Source organism: Labrys sp. 22185, assembly GCF_052045555.1.
Classification (GTDB): Bacteria; Pseudomonadota; Alphaproteobacteria; order Rhizobiales; family Labraceae; genus Labrys; species Labrys neptuniae.
In genome coordinates, this window is record NZ_JBQEPH010000007.1 from 154,475 (window position 1) to 169,969 (window position 15,495).

Below are 15,495 nucleotides of genomic sequence, written 5' to 3' on the forward strand. Positions count from 1 at the left end.
ATCCTTCAGGGTTGCGCCGCAATGCCAGCTCCTCCCTGATTCCAGCCGATCTTCTGCGAGAGCCGGCTTCGGAGCAAGCCTCCCTTAGGGCCTGCGGGCGTCGCTGCTAAAGGTTCAAGCCTCGGGAGGTGGTTCGCCCCATGGCCGCCCGATCAAAATGAGAGGCGTGGTGAGGCGGCTGCCGAAAGAGACCAGTGCCTGTTCGAGTGCCACCATCGCTAGGCGCGCAGCCGCTCCGGCCTGTTGCATGAATTGGCTCATCCACAGGCGGATGGCGCCTATGAGACTGGTTGTTATCTTGCCGACGTTCTGTTTGATGTCTTCGAACGTCACAGGCATCTGGCGAAGCGCTTCCATGGTGCGCTGAGCCAGTGGGTGTGCCCGTGGCAGCAGCGTCGCATCCACGCCCTGCCTGAGTTGGGATTGAAGCGCTGGAGTCTTCAATTGTTCCGACGGCAACGACGATAGGGTGCGCGCCACATTGCCGCCGGGGCCGCCCTCGAAAAATTGCACGCCCTGAAAGCGCGTCCCGTTGCTCACCTTGAGTTCGGCGGCCAGCGTCTCGGTCTCGGTAATGGCAGCACGCAGCTGGCCCGTCCTGTTGAACAAGTTGTCGTCGAGAATCCTGCTAAGACGGGCCGAGACCTGCGGACTTTGAAATCCTATGATGTCCACGATCTTACGAATGCCTTGCTCGGTGTTCACCAGCATCGCGCGCGCGTCGGTCAGTTCCTTCAGGTGATTTCCCGTAGAGCCGCCGACCCAAGTCGCTCCTTGGGCTTCAACCAATGCCGCCTCGAAGGTTCCGCGCAAAAACTGGCCTCGCGCAAGCTGATTGAGCAGCGCGCTGATGCTGTCGAACAGCTTCATGAAATCGACGATCGGCACTTCCGTCATCTGGATATATCGCGGTTCTGGCGAAGTCGGTCGATCCGCACGATGTTCAGCTCGCTCGTTGGCAGAACGAGGTTCTCATATTCCAGCGGAATAACGGTTGTCGGGATGCCGAGGGAAATGAAACCAAGCGCCTCGTTGACATAGGGTGCGGCGAACTCTCTCAAGGCCCGATGTGCCCTGCCGCCTGGGTCAACGCGCCCATCGACCCATTTCGTGACATCGTGTTGGAACTTCTCGATTGCTGCGATTGTCTCGGGACCGACGATCCCATCTTCGCGGATCTCTCTCAGCTCCTTGCTCGCGCGCCAGACATTGAGCAGCAGTTGCACGCAAAAGACGTCACATTTCGCGTTGGTTCCGCCGCTTCCAACCGACTGCGCGATATCCATTGGGCGTCTCCATGGATAAAGTATGCGAGAAATTGTGAGATGCGGCGGATTAAAAGTAAAGCGGATGCTTCCGGCCCACTCTGCGTTGCCCGATGTTTCGTCTGCGTGGCGGGAGGCAACCCAGGGGGCGCTTATTGCTCTATACAGTCCCGGCCTGCCGCGCTAAGGAAAACCCAATCGTCCATTCTCGAAGGTTTCTAGCAAATGGCGCCAGTCAGCGATCGCTTGGTCACGGTTTTCGGTGGATCGGGATTTGTGGGCCGCAATCTCGTGCGCTCGCTCGCCAAGCGCGGCTTTCGCGTGCGCGTGGCCGTGCGCCGCCCGGATCTCGCCCAATATCTGATGACCGCGGGCGCCGTCGGCCAGATCCACGGCGTGCAGGCGAACCTGCGTTATCCGGCGTCGGTTGCCGCCGCCGTCGAGGGTGCCGAAGCGGTGGTCAATCTGGTCGGCGTCATGCATGAGCACGGCGCCAACAGTTTCGACGCGGTGCAGGCTTTCGGCCCCGGCGCGATCGCCCGCGCTGCCAAGGCCGCCGGCGTGCAGCGCTTCGTGCATGTCTCGGCCCTCGGCCTGCATGCGGGCTCCGATTCGCTCTATGCCAAGAGCAAGCTCAAGGGCGAGGAAGCGGCCCGTACCGCTTTCGAGGACACCATCATCCTCAGGCCTTCGGTGATGTTCGGGCCGGATGATGATTTCTTCAACAAGTTCGCCGGTCTGGCGCGGATGTCGCCGGTGCTGCCCTTGATCGGCGGTGGCGAGACCAAGTTCCAGCCGGTTTTCGTCGGCGATGTCGCCGAAGTGCTGGCCCGCGGCGCCGAGGGGGCCCTGAAGCCGTGCGCGACCTACGAACTCGGCGGCCAGGAAGTGCTGACCCTGCGCCAGATCTTCGAATATGTGCTCAAGACCACCAACCGCAAGCGCCTGCTGGTGCCGATGCCTTTCGCCATCGCCAATGTGCAGGCGACCGTGTTCGAGCTGCTGGGGACCTTGTCGCTCGGCCTGTTCACGCCGCCCTTGACGCGCGATCAGGTCACGCTGCTGCGCCACGACAATGTCGTGACGGAGGACGCCAGCAAGGCCGGCCTGACGCTGGAAGGACTGGGCATCCAGCCGGCGACGGTGGAAGCGATCGCGCCGAGCTATCTGTGGCGCTTTCGCAAGGCTGGCCAGTTCGAGAACAAGGTGGCCTGACGACCGGAAACGGCAGTCGGAACGGAAAAGGGCCGGTCCATGGACCGGCCCTTTGCATTGGAGCTCGTCTTCAGCCCATCGTGTAGTAGGCTGCGAGGCCGAGGACGCCGACCACGATGCGCCACCATCCGAACAGGGCGAGACCGCGCTTGGATACGAAATCCAGCAAAGTCTTCACCACGAACCAGCCCGAGATGAAGGCCGTGACGAAGCCGATGGCGGTCAGGCCGAGATTGTCGGTCGTCATCGTCTTGTAGGATTTGGCGAATTCATAGACGAAGGCGCCGACCATGGTCGGCATCGCCAGGAAGAAGGAGAATTCCGCCGCCGAGCGCTTGTCGAGGCCGAGCAGCATGCCGCCGACGATGGTGGAGCCCGAGCGCGAAACACCGGGGATCATCGACAGGCACTGGAACAGGCCGATCTTCAGATAGACCGGCAGGGGCAGCACATAGCAATTGGAGAAGCGCTTCTCGATCTTGAACTGTTCGATGGCAAGCAGGACCAGGCCGCCGGCGATCAGGGCGTAGCAGACCACCGGCACATTGAAGAGATATTGCTTCATCTTGTGCTCGAGCAGCACGCCGAGGACGACGGCCGGCAGGAAGGCAACCAGCACGCCGAGGACGAAATGCTGGGCCTCCCGGTCCTTGGGCAGGGCGGTGGCGATGCGCCACAGCCTCTCGGCATAGACGGCGAGCAAGGCCAGGATCGCGCCGAGCTGGATGAGGATCACGAAAGAATCGTCGCCCTCGAATTTCAGGTAACGCGCCGCAAGCAGGAGATGGCCGGTCGAGGAGACCGGAATGAATTCGGTCAGGCCTTCGACCACGCCTAGGATGATCGCTTCCAGAATATTGGCCAGGGTCATGGGATGCCTTCGCGAGAATCGGGCGCCGATGCGGCCACAGGTCGCCCGTGCGGATGATGGGAGCGGCCCGCGCCTCGCTGGTGCGAGGCGGAAGCCGGAATCGCGGTGATTCTAGGCGCGAGTTATAACCAAACAGTAACCATGACGCAGCGGTGCGGGCATCCCTGCGACGAGAAGCGGGCGGTTCGCGATGCGGTCGTGGCCTTCGCAGCGTCTAAGTCAGGGGGATGCCGTTATTCTCATGCGTCCCAACCTCGCCAAGGCTCTCGCGGCAGGCATTTCGAGAGAATGACGTCGACATGCCGTTTGGGAATGAATTAGGAAGAGCGCGGAAATGTTGCAAAGTAATAGATTAGGTCGGATATAATCCTATGTTTGGATATGATTTTGTCCAAGTAAATTTTATTTAGACATTATTTTGTCTTGGTGGGGGCGGGGCGCTCTGGAAGAAAGATTTCCCGTTCCGAAGCTCGTTTTCGGTTTACGTCAAATTTAGTACTTAAGTAGTATATTTACCACTTAGTTAGGTGTAGGTGGCAATGAAAATTCATTAGGTATTGTAATCGATATCGTAGGGTAAAATTTTCTTTTAAATTTTCACCGACATGATAGGAACTGTGGAGCTGCAATGATGTTGTTGCAGTGGGAGTGAACGCCCGGCCGATCCGGGCCGTCTTCTTACTTGTCCTCAGTTGTTACACCACAAGCCCATGCAAAAAGAGGCGGTGATTGACCGAGTTGTCTTGGAGAAGCGCAGGGTCTCTATCGGAGTGCGCCAAGATTCATACGACCGACCATTTCGGTTTGCAGAACCCGCTCAACGTTCCGTTGCCGAATTACCAGTCAGCTGTGATTGCACAAGCCCAGGCCCTGAGAGCGCATAGCGGCTTCAAAGCTGCGCGGACCCTCTTCGCGCGCCGTTATGTCGCCATTCTCAAGACCCATCTGCCGCTGATCCATATGGCGACGGATGAGATCCGCTTGATCGTGGGCGCCTATGTGCTGAGCCGTCATTTCGCGGCCTCGCCCCATGATCCGCCGGCCGGTGTCACGGTAGCGGATGTTCAGACCTTCTGTACCGTGCATGCCCTGGCCGGGCACAACCGCATCGGGGCCATGTTGAACCTGCTGCGCCAGGCCGGCTATCTGCGCCAGATCAAGGATCTGCGCGACAAGCGCATCAAACGCCTGGAGGCGACGCGCGCCGGCATCACCATCGCCAAGCAGGTCATCACGCCCTATCTGCAGGCGCTGGCGCAATTGCAGCATGTCGACTACGCCGTTCGGCGGGTGGAGATCGACGATGCCTTTCTCGGCACGCTGGCGCGTTATTGCAGCAATTACTTCCTGATGCACGGCACCCTGGTCGACCTGGTGCCCGAGATGCGCCTTTTCATGGCGCGCGATGCCGGTTTCGAGATCCTGCTCAGGCTGATTGCAACGGAAATGCCGGGCGAAATCCTGAAGGATCGTACCGTCCATTTTCACTATGGCGCCGTCGCCGATTGCTTTGGCGTTTCGCGTGTCCATGTCCGCCGTTTACTCGAGGACGCGGCCGAAGAGGGCTATGTCACCCTGCACGCTCCGGGGGGACGGGCGATCGAGATCCATGCGAGCTTGTTCGAACTCGTCGACACCTTCATCGCCCTGCAGATGTCATTGCTGCTGCAGGCGGTCCTCCATGCCGGCGGCAAGGCCTGAGCGGCGAGGGGCACCCCGGCGCAAGCCTTGATGGCTGGAATGCGCCCTGGTCCGGAACGCCTTGTCATGCCGTTCGAATAAAAGGCGGGCCGGGACTGTAATACGGTTCACTTAAGCAGGGACCGTTCCGAATTTGTCATAGCCGGGCTTGACCCGGCTACCCAGAAGCCCCACGGACGAACCGTCGGGGAGCCGGATTGCCGGGTCAAGCCCGGCAATGACAAAGGTCGAGCCCCCCGAAACGCTTAAGTGAACCGCAATAGGGTCCGGTCCGCCTCTTTCTTCCCGACAGCACAGGCGCGCGCCAAGGGCGGCGGCCTGTCTTATCCGCGCAGCGTCGCTCCGGTCTTCTTGCCGACTTCGGCGACGATCTTGGCGGCAACGGCATCGATTTCGACATCGGTCAGCGTGCGGTCCTGCGGTTGCAGCACCACTTCGACGGCGACCGATTTCTGATCTTCGCCGATGCCCTTGCCTTCATAGATGTCGAAGATCGACACGCCCGAGATCAGTTTCTTGTCGACGCCCTGCGCGGCCTTGATGATGTCGGCGGCCCTGACTTTGCGCGCGACCAGGAAGGCGAAGTCGCGGGTGACCGGCTGGAAGGGCGAGAGGGCCAGCACGCCGCGCGTCTTGGTTGCCTTGGGCTTGGGCACCGGGATGGCGTCGAGGATGATCTCGAAGCCGACCACCGGTCCACCGGCATCCAGCGCTTCCAGGGCCAAGGGATGCAGTTCGCCGAACCAGCCGATGATGTTCTGCGGGCCGAGCTGGATCGTGCCGGAGCGGCCGGGGTGATACCAGGAAGGCGCCCCTGAGACGATCTGGAAGCTGGCGACCGGTGCGCCGAGCGCGGCCAGCAGCGTGAGGGCATCTTCCTTTGCGTCGAACACGTCAACGGGACTTGCCGGCGCCGACCAATGACGGCCGAAGCCGCCGGGGCGCGCCTGGCCGCGGCGGATGCCGCTTGCGGCGATCTTCTGGTCCTCGGGCCGGTCGCCGCGGAAGATCTGGCCGACCTCGAATAGGGCGACGTCACCGGTGCCGCGATCGGCATTGCGCTGGCCGGCCGCGATCAGCCCCGGCAGCAGGCTGGGGCGCATGTCGGAAAGATCGGCGGCGATCGGATTGGCGAGCGACAGTGTCGGCTGGCCGCCGCCGAAGCGCTCGGCCTCACCCTTGGCGATGAAGGACCAGGTCACCGCTTCCATCAGGCCGCGGGCGGCGAGGCTGCGCTTGGCCAGGCGGGTGCGCTTCTGCAGCACGGTGAGTACCGGCAGCGGCACATGGGCCTCGCGTGGCAGAGGCGTCACCGGAATGGCGTCGACGCCGACGATGCGCATCACTTCCTCGACGAGATCGGCCTTGCCCTCGATATCGGGGCGCCAGCTCGGCGCCGTCACCGCCAGCGAATCGGGTTTGCGGATGACCCCGAAGCCGAGGCGCTCGAGGATGTCGGCGCTTTCGGAGAGGCTGGTCGACAGGCCCGTCAGGCGTGCAACCTCGTGGGCCGGCAGGTCCAGGACCTCGGGCGCGGCGGTGACGCCGCCCACCACGAAGGTCTCGCTCGGCTTGCCGCCGCACAGTTCCGTCACCAACTGGGTGGCGAGGTCGACGCCCGGCACCATGAAGGCGGGATCGACGCCGCGCTCGAACCGGTAGCGGGCATCGGTGTTGATGCCGAGCGCACGTCCGGTGCGGGCAATGTTCAGCGGCTCCCACAGCGCCGATTCGATCAGCACGTCGGTGGTATCGTCGTCACAGCCCGAATGCTCGCCGCCCATGATGCCGGCGATCGATTCCAGGCCCTTGCCGTCTGCGATCACGCAGATGCTGTCGTTGAGCGCATAGGTCTTGCCGTCGAGCGCCACGATGCTCTCGCCCTCGCGGGCGCGCCGGACGGTGAGATTGCCCACGATCTTGGCAGCGTCGAAGACATGCAACGGCCGGCCGCGATCGAAGGTGACGTAATTGGTGATGTCGACCAGCGCATTGATCGGGCGCAGCCCGATGGCGCTGAGGCGGCGCTGCATCCAGGTGGGCGAGGGACCGTTCTTGACGCCACGCACCAGGCGAAGCGCGAAACCCGGGCAGAGCGAGGGCGTGTCACCAAAATCGAGCGTCACCGTGACCGGGCAGGGGCCTTCGCCGGCGACGGAGGGCACGGCGGGCGTCTTCAGCCGGCCGAGACCGGCGGCGGCGAGGTCGCGGGCAATGCCGGCGACGCCGGTGCAGTCGGGCCGGTTCGGCGTGAGGTTCACGTCGATGACCGGGTCGTTGAGGCCGGCATACTCCGCAAAGGACATGCCCACAGGCGCGTCGGCCGGCAGGTCGATGATGCCGTCATGCTCGTTGGAGATCTCGAGCTCGAATTCCGAGCACAGCATGCCGCGGCTCTCGACCCCGCGCACGGGGGCGATGGCGAGCGTGATGTTCTTGGCCGGAATATAGGTGCCGGGCGGCGAGAACACCGATTTCATGCCGGTCCGCGCATTGGGCGCGCCGCAGACCACCTGCACGGGCTCGCCCTTGCCGGTGTCGACCATGCAGACCCTGAGCTTGTCGGCATTGGGATGCTGTTCGGCCGAGACGACATAGGCGATCGAAAAGCCCGAGAGCTTCTTGGCGGGATCCTCCACCCCTTCGACCTCCAGGCCGATGCGGGTGAGGGTGTCGACGATCTCGTCGAGCGTGGCGTCGGTCTCGAGGTGATCCTTGAGCCAGGAAAGCGTGAACTTCATTGCGGGCAGCCTAGTCCAATCGATTTGGCCATGCGGATAGCGCGTCGGGCGCGAAGATGCAAAGAAATCCCAGCTGTCGGCGAAAACGGCCAACGTTGCGGGATGCCCGTGCTGTTCCCGAGCCGCCGTCCCAGCAGGATTTCATCCGGTCGGCTGGCACAACTCGCTGGCTCCGCAATTCCAGGTGGAGGACCGTCCCTCGACATCAATGATGTCCCTGTCATCTGAACTTCTTGTTTCAACAAGGGCACAGTCCGGCAGTTTGGCGCGAGCCAGCCAAGCACTCGCACGCCACGATCCTGTTCGCCGGCGCTGGCCGGACCAGTTCCTCAATGACCTGCCCGCTACTTCCCGACTGACTCCATTCCACTTGCCGTCACGACGGCAGCTGCCCGCGGCGACGCCAGGAACCGTATCAGTTCGCGCGCCGCCGCTTGGTTGTGGCTCGTCGACACCGTGCCGGCCGAGAAGATGGTGACCTTCTGCACCTCAGCCGGAATCGGCCCAAGGAGATCGATCCCGTTCACCGGCTTCAATTCGCTGATCTGCTGGAAGCCGAGTTCGGCGTCGCCCCGGGCTACGACCTCTCCCACCGGCTCGGCCGGAACCATGCGCGCCTTGGTTGTCATTTGGTCTGCGATGCCCATGCGCTTGAACATCTCCGACTGAATGTAAACGCCGCTGGCGCTGTCGGAGTAAACGACACTTTTGGCATTCAAAAGGGTCTGACGGAATGCCTCGACAGTGCTGATATCTGGATGGGGTGCGCCCCGCCGGACCGCTGCGCCGATCAGAGAGCGCGCCAGCTCGGCACGGCTGTCTGGAACGACCTTGCCCTGCCTTGCGAGATCGTCCAGGGCGTAGCCAACCATGATCACGACATCGATACGCTCGTTGCGGGCCAGGCGCTGGGGAACGGCATTGGGCGTGTTACCCATCGACGGTCCCCATTCCGTCACCAGGGTGTGTCCGCTCTGCCGCTGGAATTCGGAGGCCAGTTCTCGAAAGGCGGCCGCAAAGCCGCCTGAACAAACGACGCGGAGTTCGACGGCTTGGGCCGCTGAACCTGCGAGGACACACGCCGCAACGAGGGCAAAGAGCACGCGCCGGGAGATCGAAGGAGGTCTCATGTTCTTCTCCACCAACAGTGTGCCCAGGGTCGGGGTATCAGGCGGGTCTGCCAGGTTGAGCCGACTCGCGGGCGGTATACCGGCGATAGACGAAGAGCGTTGCGGTCAGGCCTGCCGCGCCGTCGAAGGCTATTCGGGGACCCGCGTTACGGGGGCGGGGCCTGCTTGAGGGACCAGACTTCGATCTTTTGCAATTGGAAGCGCGCCGTCTCCGATCTCTTCCCAAATCAAGGTTACGGCGACACTGCACTTAATACCTCATCCCATTTGCATGGCGTAGCGCTTGGCTTCGGCGATCAGGGCGGCGACCAGAGGGGTCTGGGTTTCGCGCTTGGGCGTGATCAGGCCGACCTTGTGGTGCGCCTGCGGCTCGACGATGGGGATCGAGCGCACATGGTCGCCCGCGCCCAGCATCTCGATCAGGATCGACGGCATCACGCTGGACCAGCGCCCCGTGCGCACATGCGAGAGCAGCACCTGCATCGAGTTGGAGACCAGGGTCGGGGCCACCGGCGTCTCGGCATTGCGCAGGAGATGGTCGACGATGCGCCGGTTCTGCATGTCGGGTGTGAGCAGGCAGAGCGGCACATGGCCGAGCTCCTCCCAGCTCACCGTGCTGCGGCCGGCAAATTCGCCGTTGACGTCGGTCAGCAGGCAATAGGTCTCGCGATAGAGCTCCACCGTCGAGACCTTCCCCAAGGGCTCGTTGTCGAGATAGGTGATGCCGGCATCGATGGCCAGGTCCTCCAGTTCCTGCAGCACCGTGGTCGAGGGACGCGAGAGGATGGAGAACGTCACGTTGGGGTGGCGGGCTCGAAAGGGCGTGGTGATCGAGGCGACCATGGAGAGCGCCGTCGGGATCACCGAGATGGTGAGGTGCCCATTGAGGCCGCGCTTGAGCGACTCCACCTCCTGGCGCATGGCGCGGCTGTCGCCGACGATGCGCCGGGCCCATTCCAGTACCCGGTCGCCCTCCGGCGTGAAGCCCTGGAAACGCGAGCCGCGCGCCACCAGCAACACGCCGAGTTCGCCTTCGAGCTGCTTGATGCCGGCCGATAGGGTGGGCTGGGTCACCCCGCAGATCTCGGCGGCCCGGCCGAAATGGCGCTCGCGCGAGAGGGCGATCAGGAATTCGAGCTTGTCGATCATGGCGCGGCCTTCCGATCGGGGATGGAAGATCGCGGCGTCCGTAAGTTCGATTCTCTGCTCATGCGGCTACTATGTCGCCATGGCCGGTGAAGGGCAATCGGCGCCCGCCTGATCGTCTTGAGCCCGGACACGCCTCGGTTGCATCCCGTGACGAATCGCACGGAGAGGCCGGGGCGGCGGTGGCATTGTCCTCCCATCAGATCAAGCGCAGCACCGCGCAAGACAAGAACGGGAACGAGACGATGTTCAAGAAGATCCTGACCGGAGCCCTGGTCGCCGCCACGCTGGCCGGCACCGCAATCGCCACCACCGGCACCGCCGAGGCCCGCTATGGCCGTGGTGGCGCCTTCGCCGCCGGCGCCGGCATCGGCCTGCTGGGCGGCCTCCTCGCCGGTTCCGCCTACAACAACAGCTATTACGGTGGCCGCTATTATTATGACGACTACCGCCCGGTCTATTATCGCCGCTGCCACATCGAGAAGCGTTGGGTCGATGGCTACTACGGCGGTTTCTGGAAGCGCGTGAAGGTCTGCTACTAAGCCCGCCTTCGGGTTATCGGACCCTGCGCCCCGACACCAGCCCGGTAGCCCGTAGGAAGCCCCGCCCCCGGCGGGGCTTCCGCTTTTTGTCACGGCTCGTTGGCCGGAACCCTCTCGCCAAACACCAGTTCGCAGCAATCCGCATCGAAGGCCAGGACCTGGGCCGGCTGGTACAGCCAAGGCGTATTTTGCCGCCACCATCGCGCGGCTTCCGGGGAATGGTTCTCGAGCAGGCGCAGAGCGCTCGCGGCCTGCACCGTGTAGGCCTGCCAAATCGCCGTCGGCGGCTTGAAGCCCAGGCGTTGCTTCAGCGTGCCGAGGAGGCCGGCCGGATTGCGAAACCCGATCTCGACGACCATGGTCTCCGGCGCCGACGGCGCCGTTTCCAGGAGCGGCAGCGTCAGGCCGATCCAGGCCTGCCTGATGGCGAGGGGCGCTTCCCCCCGGGGTGTCGAACCGATCCTGATGCCGCGCCATGGGGGCAGTGAGGCCATCGACATTTGCTCCGTCACGAAGGAAGGGCGGGCTCGTTCGCCCTCTTGAACAAATAAGCGAACAAAACGGCGAACGTCGACATTTCATCGCTGGCGGAACGCGTAGGATTTACCGACGCGGGAAAGCATTTGCATCGCTCTTCGCATTGCAACATAAATTCCCCACCCCCCCCCTCCAGACCGCGAGTGCTCATGCGACCTTCCTTCCGCCGCCTGCTCGTCGCCAATCGTTCCGAGATCGCCATCCGCGTGTTCCGGGCCGCCACGGAACTCGGCATCTCCACCATTGCCGTCTATGCGGAGGAGGACAAACTTTCGCTGCACCGCTTCAAGGCGGACGAAGCCTACCAGATCGGCAGGGGGAAGGGCCCCGTGGAGGCCTATCTTTCCATCGACGAGGTGATCCGCGTCGCCAAGGAAGCCAGGGCCGATGCCATCCATCCCGGCTATGGCCTCCTGTCCGAGAGCCCGGAATTCGCCGAGGCCTGCGCCGCCGCCGGCATCGTCTTCATCGGGCCCAGCCCCAAGACGCTGCGCACGCTCGGCAACAAGGTCGATGCGCGCAACCTCGCCATCTCGGTCGGCGTTCCCGTGATGCCGGCGACCGACCCGCTCCCCGACGATCCCGAAGCGATCAAGGCAGCGGCGCAAGCCGTCGGCTATCCGGTGATGCTCAAGGCCTCCTGGGGCGGCGGCGGGCGCGGCATGCGTCCGATCGAGAGCGAGGACAAGCTGCTCGACGCCGTCTTCACCGCCAAGCGCGAGGCCAAGGCCGCCTTCGGCAAGGACGAGGTCTATCTCGAAAAGCTGGTGCGCCGCGCCCGCCACGTCGAGGTGCAGATCCTCGGCGACGGCAATGGCACGTTGGTGCATCTGTTCGAGCGCGACTGCTCGATCCAGCGCCGCAACCAGAAGGTGATCGAGCGCGCGCCCGCGCCCTATCTCGACGAGGAGACCCGCCAGGGCCTGTGCGAGGCGGCGCTCAAGATCGGCCGCGGCACCGATTATGCCGGCGCCGGCACCGTCGAGTTCCTGATGGATGCCGATACCGGCAAGTTCTACTTCATCGAGGTCAATCCGCGCGTCCAGGTCGAGCACACGGTTACCGAGGTCGTCACCGATCTCGACATCGTCAAGGCGCAGATCCGCATCGCCGAGGGGGGGCGCATCGGCGTCATCGGCGCCGATGGCGAGCTGGAGACCGGCATCCCCGCCCAGGCCGACATCTTCATGCGCGGGCACGCACTGCAGTGCCGGCTGACCACGGAGAATCCCGAGAACAATTTCATCCCGGACTATGGCCGTATCACCGCCTATCGCGGCGCCATGGGTTTCGGCATCCGCATCGACGGCGGCACCGCCTATTCCGGCGCGGTGGTGACGCGCTGGTACGATCCGCTGCTCGAAAAGGTCACGGCCTGGGCCTCTACCCCGCAGGAAGCCATCGCCCGCATGACCCGGGCCCTGCGCGAATATCGCATCCGCGGCGTCGCCACCAACCTGCCCTTCCTGGAGGCAGTGCTGGCACATGAGAAGTTCCGCTCCAACCAGTACACCACGCGCTTCATCGACGAGACGCCCGAACTGTTCCAGTTCGCCAAGCGCCGCGACCGCGCCACCAAGCTCCTGACCTATATCGCCGACGTCACCGTCAATGGCCACCCCGAGGCGCGCGGCCGGGCCAGGCCGCCGGCCGAGGCGCGTACGCCGCATGCGCCGGAATTCAAGGTGAGGCCCGTCTCCGGCACCAAGCAACTGCTCGACACGCTGGGGCCCGAGAAGTTCGCGAGCTGGATGAAGGAGGAAAAGCGCGTCCTCGTCACCGACACCACCATGCGCGATGCCCACCAGTCGCTGCTGGCGACGCGCATGCGCACCTATGACATCGCCGGTGTCGCCTCGGCCTATGCCAGCGGCCTGCCGCAGCTGCTCTCGCTCGAATGCTGGGGCGGCGCCACCTTCGACGTCGCCATGCGCTTCCTCACCGAGGATCCCTGGGAGCGCCTCGCTTTGATCCGCGAGCGCGCACCGAACATCCTCACCCAGATGCTGCTGCGCGGGGCCAATGGCGTCGGCTACACCAACTATCCCGACAATGTCGTGCGCCTCTTCGTCAAGCAGGCCGCCGATGCCGGCATGGATCTCTTCCGCATCTTCGACTGCCTGAACTGGGTCGAGAACATGCGGGTGTCGATCGATGCCGTGCTGGAGGCGGGCAAGCTCGCCGAAGGCGCGATCTGCTACACGGCCGATCTCTTCGATGCTTCGCGCTCGAAATATGACCTGGCCTATTACGTCCGCATGGCGCGCGAGCTCGAAAAGGCCGGCTGCCACATCCTGGCGATCAAGGACATGGCCGGCCTGCTCAAGCCGGCCCAGGCGCGCAAGCTGGTGAGCGAACTCAAGCAGGAGATCGGCCTGCCGATCCACCTGCACACCCACGACACCTCCGGCATTGCCGGCGCCACGGTGCTGGCAGCGATCGAGGCCGGCGTTGATGCGGTCGACGCCGCCATGGATGCGATGTCGGGCACGACGTCGCAGGCCTGCCTCGGTTCCATCGTCGAGGCGCTCCGCCATTCCGAGCGCGACCCCGGCCTCGACCCGGAGGCGATCCGCCAGATCTCCTTCTACTGGGAGGCGGTGCGCACGCAATACACCGCCTTCGAGAGCGACCTGAAGGCCGGCGCCTCCGAGGTCTATCTGCACGAAATGCCGGGCGGCCAGTTCACCAATCTCAAGGAGCAGGCGCGCTCGCTCGGCCTGGAGACGCGCTGGCACGAGGTGGCCAAGGCCTATCGCGCCGCCAATGATCTGTTCGGCGACATCGTCAAGGTGACGCCGTCCTCCAAGGTGGTCGGCGACATGGCGCTGATGATGGTGGCGCAGGGCCTCACCCCCGAGGATGTCGCCGATCCCGCCCGCGAGGTGGCCTTCCCGGCCTCCGTCGTCGAGATGATGCGCGGCGATCTCGGCCAGCCCGAAGGCGGCTGGCCGGCCGCTTTGCAGAAGAAGATCCTCAAGGAGGGCGCGCCGATCGCCGTGCGCCCCGGCTCGCTGCTGCTGCCGGCCGACATTCCGGCGCTGAAGGCGGAGGCGGAGAAGAAGATCGGCCGCGCCGTCGAGGGCAACGAGATCTCCTCCTACCTGATGTATCCCAAGGTCTTCACCGACTATGCCGTCACCGCCCGCAAATACGGGCCGGTCTCGGTGCTGCCGACGGCGACCTATTTCTACGGCATGGTGCCGGGCGACGAGCTCACCATCGAGATCGAGCGCGGCAAGGCCTTGGTGATTCGCCTGCAGACGATGGGCGAGACCGACGAGGAGGGCCAGATCCGCGTCTTCTTCGAGCTCAACGGCCAGCCGCGCATCATCCGGGTGCCCAATCGCCTGGCGGCGGGCAGCGTCAAGGCGCGCCGCAAGGCCGAGGACGGCAACGAGGCCCATATCGCGGCACCGATGCCGGGCGCCATTTCCACCGTGGCGGTGAAGCCGGGGCAGGCGGTGAAGGCCGGCGACGTGCTCCTGACCATCGAGGCGATGAAGATGGAGACGGCGCTCCATGCGCCCCAGGACGGCAAGATCGCCGAAATACTGGTCTCTCCGGGTGCCCAGATCGATGCCAAGGACCTGTTGATGGTGATGGGGTAAGAGCGGGCCAAACGGCCATGAGTTGTTGGACGCGACGCCAGCCGTTCCTTCGTCCCGTTCTTACGGGGAGAAGGTAAGGATGAGGGGCGGCTCGCCGTTGCAAATTGATCGCATGGCTTAGCCCCTCACCTCCATCCTCTCCCCGTAAGAACGGGGAGAGGGGGCGCAAGTGTTGTGCCTTATTCTTACCTGTGTCATCTCGCCCACCCCTTACTTCTGGTGCCGATAAGCATCTCGTCCGCCCTTGGAACCGCCATGCTCTGGGGATAGAAATGGCGGACAAGTCCTCCCATTGCGCGAATCGCCATGCCCCCCGCCTTCACCCTGCATCCCCAGCTCGCCGGGGACTCCCTTCCCATCGGCGACCTCGCCCTCTCGCATCTGCGCCTGTCCAACGATGCCGGCTTTCCCTGGCTGATCCTCATCCCCAAACGGGCCGACATCAGTGAGATCATCGAGCTTGACGAGGCGGACAGGGGGGTACTCATGCAGGAGATCGCCGCGGTTTCGCAGGCCTTGAAGACTCTCACGGGCTGCGACAAGCTCAATGTCGCGGCTCTCGGCAACATGGTGCCGCAGCTCCATGTCCACGTCATCGCACGCTTCAAAGGCGATCCCGCCTGGCCGAAACCCATCTGGGGCCAGGTGCCGGCCCGGCCCTATGCCGAGGCTGTCGCCGCCGATTTGATTAGCCAGCTTCGTACATTGCTCCCGATTTCATGAAGATCTTGCCGGA

General features: G+C 63.9%; 12 protein-coding genes. 5 read left to right on the forward strand and 7 right to left on the reverse strand.

The genetic code is table 11. From position 1 onward, the window contains the following. Nucleotides 1–114: 114 nt before the first annotated feature. Together ACTJKX_RS16045 and ACTJKX_RS16050 are read right to left on the reverse strand one after the other, a co-directional pair. A complete protein-coding gene (locus ACTJKX_RS16045; RefSeq protein ID WP_311943765.1) occupies nt 115–897 on the reverse strand; it encodes a hypothetical protein in 783 nt (260 codons plus the stop codon). After that, on the reverse strand, nt 894–1,286 hold the full coding sequence (locus tag ACTJKX_RS16050; protein WP_311943768.1) for a peptidoglycan-binding domain-containing protein: 393 nt from the start codon (nt 1,284–1,286) through the stop codon (nt 894–896). The genes ACTJKX_RS16045 and ACTJKX_RS16050 overlap by 4 nt, the downstream gene beginning before the upstream one ends. Nucleotides 1,287–1,490: 204 nt before the next feature. Here ACTJKX_RS16050 and ACTJKX_RS16055 point away from each other — a divergent pair, with 204 nt between their 5' ends. Further along, nucleotides 1,491–2,480, forward strand: coding sequence for a complex I NDUFA9 subunit family protein (locus ACTJKX_RS16055; RefSeq protein WP_440725859.1), 990 nt, complete (start codon nt 1,491–1,493; stop codon nt 2,478–2,480). Nucleotides 2,481–2,550: 70 nt separating this feature from the next. Here ACTJKX_RS16055 and ACTJKX_RS16060 read toward each other — a convergent pair whose 3' ends face one another. Continuing rightward, on the reverse strand, nt 2,551–3,351 hold the full coding sequence (locus tag ACTJKX_RS16060) for an undecaprenyl-diphosphate phosphatase (RefSeq protein ID WP_311943774.1): 801 nt from the start codon (nt 3,349–3,351) through the stop codon (nt 2,551–2,553). A gap of 849 nt (nt 3,352–4,200) precedes the next feature. Here ACTJKX_RS16060 and ACTJKX_RS16065 point away from each other — a divergent pair. Then, nucleotides 4,201–5,052: a hypothetical protein gene (locus ACTJKX_RS16065; RefSeq protein ID WP_311943777.1), complete on the forward strand. Its 852-nt coding sequence runs from the start codon at nt 4,201–4,203 to the stop codon at nt 5,050–5,052. A gap of 323 nt (nt 5,053–5,375) precedes the next feature. Here ACTJKX_RS16065 and pheT read toward each other — a convergent pair whose 3' ends face one another. From pheT to ACTJKX_RS16080, 3 genes are all read right to left on the reverse strand, one after another. Then, nucleotides 5,376–7,793, reverse strand: coding sequence for a phenylalanine--tRNA ligase subunit beta (pheT, locus tag ACTJKX_RS16070; protein ID WP_440725860.1), 2,418 nt, complete (start codon nt 7,791–7,793; stop codon nt 5,376–5,378). 344 nt (nt 7,794–8,137) lie between these two features. Next, nucleotides 8,138–8,923: a substrate-binding domain-containing protein gene (locus ACTJKX_RS16075; RefSeq protein ID WP_440725861.1), complete on the reverse strand. Its 786-nt coding sequence runs from the start codon at nt 8,921–8,923 to the stop codon at nt 8,138–8,140. 258 nt (nt 8,924–9,181) lie between these two features. Continuing rightward, nucleotides 9,182–10,072 carry a LysR family transcriptional regulator gene (locus ACTJKX_RS16080; RefSeq protein WP_311943785.1) on the reverse strand — a complete coding sequence of 297 codons (891 nt, stop codon included), beginning with the start codon at nt 10,070–10,072 and terminating at the stop codon, nt 9,182–9,184. A gap of 242 nt (nt 10,073–10,314) precedes the next feature. On the opposite strand from ACTJKX_RS16080, the gene ACTJKX_RS16085 reads away from it, so the two are divergent. Further along, nucleotides 10,315–10,611, forward strand: a complete 297-nt coding sequence (locus ACTJKX_RS16085; RefSeq protein ID WP_068290808.1) for a hypothetical protein — start codon at nt 10,315–10,317, stop codon at nt 10,609–10,611. A gap of 89 nt (nt 10,612–10,700) precedes the next feature. Here ACTJKX_RS16085 and ACTJKX_RS16090 read toward each other — a convergent pair whose 3' ends face one another. Continuing rightward, a complete protein-coding gene (locus tag ACTJKX_RS16090; protein ID WP_440725862.1) occupies nt 10,701–11,105 on the reverse strand; it encodes a hypothetical protein in 405 nt (134 codons plus the stop codon). Nucleotides 11,106–11,297: 192 nt separating this feature from the next. Here ACTJKX_RS16090 and pyc point away from each other — a divergent pair, with 192 nt between their 5' ends. Beyond that, nucleotides 11,298–14,759 carry a pyruvate carboxylase gene (pyc, locus tag ACTJKX_RS16095; RefSeq protein WP_440725863.1) on the forward strand — a complete coding sequence of 1,154 codons (3,462 nt, stop codon included), beginning with the start codon at nt 11,298–11,300 and terminating at the stop codon, nt 14,757–14,759. A gap of 306 nt (nt 14,760–15,065) precedes the next feature. Next, nucleotides 15,066–15,482, forward strand: a complete 417-nt coding sequence (locus ACTJKX_RS16100; RefSeq protein WP_440725864.1) for an HIT family protein — start codon at nt 15,066–15,068, stop codon at nt 15,480–15,482. Nucleotides 15,483–15,495: the final 13 nt, after the last annotated feature.

Bases quoted from the DNA above. Each gene is read 5' to 3' on its own strand.
- ACTJKX_RS16045 (WP_311943765.1), bottom strand. From the start codon at position 897: ATGACGGAAGTGCCGATCGTCGATTTCATGAAGCTGTTCGACAGCATC.
- ACTJKX_RS16050 (WP_311943768.1), bottom strand. From the start codon at position 1,286: ATGGATATCGCGCAGTCGGTTGGAAGCGGCGGAACCAACGCGAAATGT.
- ACTJKX_RS16055 (WP_440725859.1), top strand. From the start codon at position 1,491: ATGGCGCCAGTCAGCGATCGCTTGGTCACGGTTTTCGGTGGATCGGGA.
- ACTJKX_RS16060 (WP_311943774.1), bottom strand. From the start codon at position 3,351: ATGACCCTGGCCAATATTCTGGAAGCGATCATCCTAGGCGTGGTCGAA.
- pheT (WP_440725860.1), bottom strand. From the start codon at position 7,793: ATGAAGTTCACGCTTTCCTGGCTCAAGGATCACCTCGAGACCGACGCC.
- ACTJKX_RS16075 (WP_440725861.1), bottom strand. From the start codon at position 8,923: ATGAGACCTCCTTCGATCTCCCGGCGCGTGCTCTTTGCCCTCGTTGCG.
- ACTJKX_RS16080 (WP_311943785.1), bottom strand. From the start codon at position 10,072: ATGATCGACAAGCTCGAATTCCTGATCGCCCTCTCGCGCGAGCGCCAT.
- ACTJKX_RS16085 (WP_068290808.1), top strand. From the start codon at position 10,315: ATGTTCAAGAAGATCCTGACCGGAGCCCTGGTCGCCGCCACGCTGGCC.
- ACTJKX_RS16090 (WP_440725862.1), bottom strand. From the start codon at position 11,105: ATGGCCTCACTGCCCCCATGGCGCGGCATCAGGATCGGTTCGACACCC.
- pyc (WP_440725863.1), top strand. From the start codon at position 11,298: ATGCGACCTTCCTTCCGCCGCCTGCTCGTCGCCAATCGTTCCGAGATC.
- ACTJKX_RS16100 (WP_440725864.1), top strand. From the start codon at position 15,066: ATGCCCCCCGCCTTCACCCTGCATCCCCAGCTCGCCGGGGACTCCCTT.